Below are 455 nucleotides of genomic sequence, written 5' to 3' on the forward strand. Positions count from 1 at the left end.
CCTCATTATTTTTCTGCTTCTAAGCTCGCTAAATATTCCGCTTCATAATCGTATAAAGGGGTCGGGTAATCGCCGTTGAAATAAGCCATACAAAGTCCCCCGTATGGTTCGTTCGGATAAGGTCTACCAATGGAATCTACTAAACCCTCTTCACTCAAATACTCTAAAGAATCAGCGCCAATAATTCGGCAAATTTCATCGACAGAATAATTAGAAGCAATTAATTCATTTCGCGTTTGGATATCAATACCGTAAAAACAAGGATACGCAAGTGGTGGAGATGCGATTCGCACATGAACTTCCGCCGCCCCAGCTTCGCGCAAAAGTTGTACAATTCGTTTACTTGTCGTTCCGCGCACAATCGAATCATCAATCATGACAACCCGCTTGCCTTCCACAACCCCACGCACCGCTGAAAGCTTCATTCTAACCCCTTGCTCACGGAGTTCCTGTGA

Annotated in this window: 1 pseudogene; it reads right to left on the minus strand. The window is 44.4% G+C overall.

Features of this window, described 5'->3' with window-relative positions:
* Nucleotides 1-5: 5 nt before the first annotated feature.
* A pseudogene (locus tag F0Q01_RS13660) lies at nt 6-455 on the minus strand (hypothetical protein); the annotation flags it as partial.

This window comes from Pseudobutyrivibrio xylanivorans, assembly GCF_010906925.1.
In the GTDB taxonomy this organism is placed as follows: Bacteria; Bacillota; Clostridia; order Lachnospirales; family Lachnospiraceae; genus Pseudobutyrivibrio.